Raw genomic sequence first — 2,278 nt, forward strand, 5'->3', positions numbered from 1 at the left:
TGTAATGGCTCAATAGTAATGTCCGCCTGTGGCTCAATTCAGATGTCCGCGCTATGGTAAGCTTCACTGGTCCGTTTAAACTACCGGGAGGCATATCATGAGCGCAGAAAGCTCAGGAGTGTTTACTTTGAAAGAGATCAACCGGATCAAGATTATACAGGACGTCATTGAACGTCGCATCACAACGCGCCGTGCGGCCGAGCACCTCGGTATCAGCGACAGGCAATGCCGCAGACTTCTTGCCCGTTACCGTGAAGGCGGACCGCTTGGTATGGCCAGCAGACGATGTGGCATGCGTGGTAACCGCCAGTTGCCACCCGGGCTCGCAGATCAGGCTCTGGAACTGATCAAGACGCGTTATGCTGATTTCGGTCCGACTCTGGCGCGTGAAAAGCTCGAAGAACTCCACGGACTGTTTCTTGGCAAAGAAACTGTCCGGCGCATCATGGTGCGGGCTGGCTTATGGGTTCCCCGTAAACAACGTGCCGCAAGGATCCCTCAACCACGGTACCGGCGTCCGTGTACTGGTGAGCTGATACAAATAGATGGCTGTGATCACGACTGGTTTGAAGGCCGTGGCCCGGCCTGCACCGCGCTGGTCTATGTTGATGATGCAACCAGCAAACTGATGGAACTGTTGTTTGTTAAATCGGAGTCCACGTTTTCTTACTTCGAAGCCACGCGGCGCTATATCGATAAGCATGGTAAACCGCTGGCACTGTACAGCGATAAAGCCGGTGTTTTTCGTGTTAACAATAAACACGCCACAGGCGGAGACGGGCATACTCAGTTTGGGCGAGCCATGCATGAACTGAACATCCAGACTATCTGTGCAGAAACCAGTCCCGCCAAAGGGCGTGTAGAACGAGCTCACCTCACTTTACAGGATCGTCTGGTCAAAGAGCTGCGGTTACAGGGCATTTGTTCAATGGAGGCTGCAAATGACTTCGCTGAGGCCTATATGGCTGACTATAACCGCCGTTTTGGCAAAGTACCGCGACATGATTTTGACGTACACCGTGCTGTAGAACATGATGAGGACCTGGGGCTTATTTTCACTGTTCGTGAAAAACGTAAAGTCTCAAAATCGTTGACGATACAATATGATAAAATGTTGTACCTGATTGAAGACAGCGAACTGAGTCGCCGTGCAATGGGTAAATATATCGATGTGTATCACTATCCTGATGGCAGAAAAGAGCTGCGCCTGAACGGTACGCTACTTCCCTACTCTACCTACGACCGACTGTCAGAAATCGACCAGGGCGCGATTGTCGATAACAAGCGTCTTGGCCGAACCCTGGAGTTTATCAGTCTGGTGCAGAGCAAGCGGGATAACACGCGCTCTCAGTCAATTCCCGCTGGAGATGGCCCTTCCCGACGACGGCCAAAGCAGGAAGGGAAGAAATCCCAGCGCTCACTGGATAATGATGACATGCTCGAAGCACTCAAACAGCTTCAGTCACGTTCAGAGGACATTTTTGGTAAAAGAGCCCGCTGATGGTACTCACTGGCCGGACAGTGGTTGCTCACCAGTTGATATTGTCCGGCCAGACCCATGATGTATTATTCATTTCGTTCAGCATCTTTATGTCCTGCTTTTCACGGGCATACTTACCCCATAATGAATGAAAAGAACGAACAATACTGATTAACTGCTTTTTTCTTTGCTCCGGAGATAGGCTGATAAAATAGCAGCACCTGCTGTCAATATTATCCTCAATGAAATTAAAATCAGAGTCTGATGCATATTTTACTGTTAGCATAATATCATTCGACGTTGTTCTCTCAGACTCTGTTAATGCTGATTCTATCAGGTATTCAAAGGCATACATGACAGACAGCTGGTTTTTGTCTGTCTGAATATAACCCATTGAGTTTCTGAGTATTGAGGACTGTACCAGGACCAGAGGCCATAAAAGCTCAACACCATAAAGCTTATATGTATCATGTTGATCATACTGATGTTGCTCAACACGACGATTACCTTCCCGTGCTTTACGAATATCATAGGCAAGGGATAACATAAATCCGTCTTTAACTTTAATCAGTGGGCTTTCATCCACGATGTAATGAATGAGTTCATGTAATTCATTCAGGGCTTCTGAATCTCCCCACAGTATAAAACCTGCATTGTTCGGCGTTAACTCGTATCGAAGCATGGGCTCAATCATCCTGTTGTTTCAGTCGGAGGAAAGTCTATCAGTAAAGAGAATGAGAGATCAAAGTGGTCATTTTAATTGAGCTGGATAACGGACATTTCAATTGAGCCTTGACA

At 47.7% G+C, this 2,278-nt stretch carries 2 protein-coding genes; one reads left to right on the plus strand and one right to left on the minus strand.

From position 1 onward, the window contains the following. The first annotated feature begins 97 nt into the window (after positions 1-97). Entirely contained in the window at positions 98-1,501 is a 1,404-nt protein-coding gene (locus ACMWLG_RS25675) for an ISNCY-like element ISKpn21 family transposase (RefSeq protein ID WP_039815096.1), read from the plus strand. A 28-nt stretch (positions 1,502-1,529) separates the two neighbouring features. Here ACMWLG_RS25675 and ACMWLG_RS25680 read toward each other — a convergent pair whose 3' ends face one another. Continuing rightward, a complete protein-coding gene (locus tag ACMWLG_RS25680) occupies positions 1,530-2,162 on the minus strand; it encodes a DUF6904 family protein (RefSeq protein ID WP_001567369.1) in 633 nt (210 codons plus the stop codon). Between the last annotated feature and the right edge of the window lie 116 nt (positions 2,163-2,278).

The sequence above is a fragment of the Enterobacter sp. 01-M-02-SI-ECC genome (assembly GCF_047530595.1).
Lineage (GTDB): Bacteria > Pseudomonadota > Gammaproteobacteria > Enterobacterales > Enterobacteriaceae > Enterobacter > Enterobacter cloacae_M.